At 61.8% G+C, this 3070-nt stretch carries 2 protein-coding genes and 1 pseudogene; 1 reads left to right on the top strand and 2 read right to left on the bottom strand.

Features of this window, described 5'->3' with window-relative positions:
• Positions 1 to 748: 748 nt before the first annotated feature.
• A protein-coding gene (locus ACFWI9_RS33545) for an IS5 family transposase (protein WP_387168882.1) occupies positions 749 to 1572 on the bottom strand; the annotation gives its coding sequence in 2 pieces (ribosomal slippage) (positions 749 to 1222 and positions 1225 to 1572; 822 coding nt in all).
• A 155-nt stretch (positions 1573 to 1727) separates the two neighbouring features.
• Between ACFWI9_RS33545 and ACFWI9_RS33540 the strand changes: the two genes are divergently transcribed.
• A complete protein-coding gene (locus ACFWI9_RS33540; RefSeq protein ID WP_387168880.1) occupies positions 1728 to 1967 on the top strand; it encodes a hypothetical protein in 240 nt (79 codons plus the stop codon).
• Positions 1968 to 2096: 129 nt separating this feature from the next.
• Here ACFWI9_RS33540 and ACFWI9_RS33535 read toward each other — a convergent pair.
• A pseudogene (locus tag ACFWI9_RS33535) lies at positions 2097 to 2986 on the bottom strand (IS256 family transposase); the annotation flags it as partial.
• Positions 2987 to 3070: the final 84 nt, after the last annotated feature.

Here is a 3070-nt window from a genome sequence, read left to right as displayed (position 1 = left end):
GCCGACGGCTTCAACTTCATCGAGACCTTCTACAACCGCCGCCGCCTGCGCAAGCACAAGACCTTCGGCTACCTCACCCCAGCCGAGACCAGACAACAGCACCAACACACCCTCGCGGCATAACGAACGAGTGTCCGAGATCACGGGGAAACTTCAGGATTTTGCAGCAGCCCTGCAATACGGGACCCCGGCTTTGAGCGCCACGCTCTGTGCTGCTTCTACGTACCAAGTACGTAGTTTCCCCGTGGTGATGCCCCCAACATTCCCCGCAAACTGCTGGCGTGGTACCACGCCAGCAGGAGATCGCTGGACCCCTGATATGTAATCGAACGCGACGGGCGTCGGCAGCTGCAGAAACGGACTTGCTCGTTTCCGCTGGCTACCGCCCGTCTTGCCCGATAGCGCGCGGCTTTTCGCTCCTCCGCCTCGTCACACAGGCCAGACGACCGGAGGTAAGAAGATTTGACGCCTGCGCGAATACGTAAGACACCCGATAAAACGCTACGGGGATAAATGACTGCACAGACTATACCCATACACCTACTGAAAAGCGAAAGGACCGAAAAGAAAGGGATGGTCGCCAAAGCCCGCATCGGCCTGGCTGCCGCACTGACGAAAATTTCCTGGACTGGATGGACGCGAGTCGCTATCGAAATCAAAAAAGCATACCTGGGCACCCTGATGACCCGATCGCCCCACTGCCGCTCAGCACCGCTACACCGCTCGAATAGATCCGACTTTCTGGCGATCACAAAAAGAGCAGGGAAAGAAAGGCCAAAAGGGCTGAAAAAGAATAAAAGCGTGTCTCACGTGGAGAGTTGAAGTGGGAGCCCTTTCGCTCGTATCGGATGGTGAGGCGTCGGTAGTCGAACAGCCAGGCGATGGAACTCTCGGTCTTCCAGCGGTATCGGCTGAGCCGTTCGCCGGACTCGATGCCCGGCTGGGCGATGCGCGGGATCAGGCCCCGTTCACGCAGCCATGCAACATGGTCGGCGGAGAAGTACGCCTTATCGGCACGGAGTTTGACCGGGCGGCGCCGACGGGGTCCGCGCCGGGAGCGGACGGCGGGTATGCCGCGAATCAGTGGCTTGAGGGCGAGGCTGTCGTGCATGTTCGCGCCGGACACCGCGACAGCGAGCGGGAGGCCCTGAGCGTCGGACAGGACGTGCAGTTTGCTGCCCTTCTTGCCCCGAGCGACCGGGTTCGGCCCGGTCAGCGGACCCCCCTTTTCGCCCGCACAGACGCGGCGTCGACGATCGCTGAGGTCCAGTCGAGCTCATTCCGGGCGCCGAGCTCGTCCAGGACGGCCCGGTTCAATCGGCGCCACAGCCCCGCCTTGGTCCAGGCAGTGAACCGGCGGTGTGCCGTCGCGGGCGACACCCTGAAAGTCTCCGGCAGATGCCGCCAGGCGCACCCGCTGGTCAGCACGTACACCACCGCCGTGAGCACGGCCCGCTCGTCCAGCGGCGCGGTCCCACCGCCCTGCGGGCGCGAGTTGAACGACGGCAGCAACGGGGCGACCAGTTCCCACAAACCATCAGGAACCAGCCGCTGCGACAGATCAGCACCCACGAAGAGACATCATGCCGCAGCTCACCACATCGCCACGTGAGACAACCTCTAACGCCCCATAAAGGATCGAAACCCTCCTCCATTAAATTCGAAACGACAATGGCTGCTTCGAAATATATTCGAATCGAGCATGCCGGTTTCAGGAAGAACACGTCATGAAGGCCGATCAGAGTTCCACGATCTACGAGGCGCTCGTCTTCAATTCGTATCAGGGCTACTTCGACCGCCGATATTTTAACGAATGGCATGGTGCGCTGGACTGGCTGCACTGGCAATTCTGTACCGATTGCCGCGGCGTGTTCGACCGGGCCATCGTCCTCAGGCTAAGCATGGATTCTCATGGATTCGTCCAGTGCGCGGGGCGCGTAAAGTTCCGAGCCGAAGACCTCGACTGACCCAATGGGCGGCAGGAGAAGTAAACGGACGCTGGGCGCAGGCCTATATCGGTCACGAACTGCAATGTGCACCGGGTGTGCCAATTTAACGGCTGATCTTGATTGTTGATGGTCAGTTGTTGCTCGGGGTCAGGCGGCCTTCGAGGCGATCTGGAACGCGTTCAGCGGTGCTTTCCAGCGCATGGTCCAACCTTTTGCGGCCCATGCCCGTCGGATCCAAGCTCATCAGCGCCATGTAGATGCACTTGAGGGCGGCGGCCTCGTTGGGGAAATGTCCGCGGGCACGGACGGCCTTGCGGACGCGGGCGTTGACGCTCTCGATCGCGTTCGTGCTGCAGATGACCTTGCGTATCTCGACGTCGAAGAAGAGGAACGGCACGAACTCGGCCCAGGCGTCCGACCACAGCTTCACGATCGCCGGATACTTCCGGCCCCACGCTTCCCGGAACTTCAAGAACCGCTCCGTCGCCGCGTCCTCGCTGGGCGCGGTGTAGACGGGCTTGAGGGCCTTGGCGACCTTGTCCCAGTCCTGACGGGCCGTGTATCGGAACGAGTTCCGCAGCAGGTGAACCACGCACGTCTGGACAATCGTGCGAGGCCAGACGGTCTCCACGGCCTCGGGAAGGCCCCTGAGCCCGTCGCAGACCAGCATCAGCGCGTCGTCCAGGCCGCGGTTCTTCAGCTCGGTGAACACGTGCAGCCAGTACTTGGCTCCCTCGCCGCCGTCGCTGGCCCAGATGCCGAGGATGTCGCGGGTGTCGTCCACGGTCACGGCCATCACCACGTATATCGGACGGTTCGCGACCTGCCCGTCCCTGATCTTGACGTTGATGGCGTCCACGAACAGGACCGGGTAGACGCGGTCCAGCGGCCGGTTCTGCCATTCGGCCATGCCGTCCATCACCTTGTCCGGTGATGGTGGAGATGGTCTGCTTGGACACCTCGGCGCCGTACACCTCAGCGAGATAAGCGGAGATCTCCCCGTGAGTGAGGCCCTTCGCGGACAAGGACAGCACCATCTAATAGCTCACCGGTGGGCCCGAGCGTTAGAACGCAAGGCTCTATCGACTCCGTGTGATGCAGGCCTGGCCCTGTTCCGGGAC

It is taken from the genome of Streptomyces sp. NPDC127084 (genome assembly GCF_042724175.1).
GTDB lineage: Bacteria > Actinomycetota > Actinomycetes > Streptomycetales > Streptomycetaceae > Streptomyces.
Note: the sequence above shows the minus strand (reverse complement) of the source record. Positions and strands in the feature narration are given on the sequence as shown.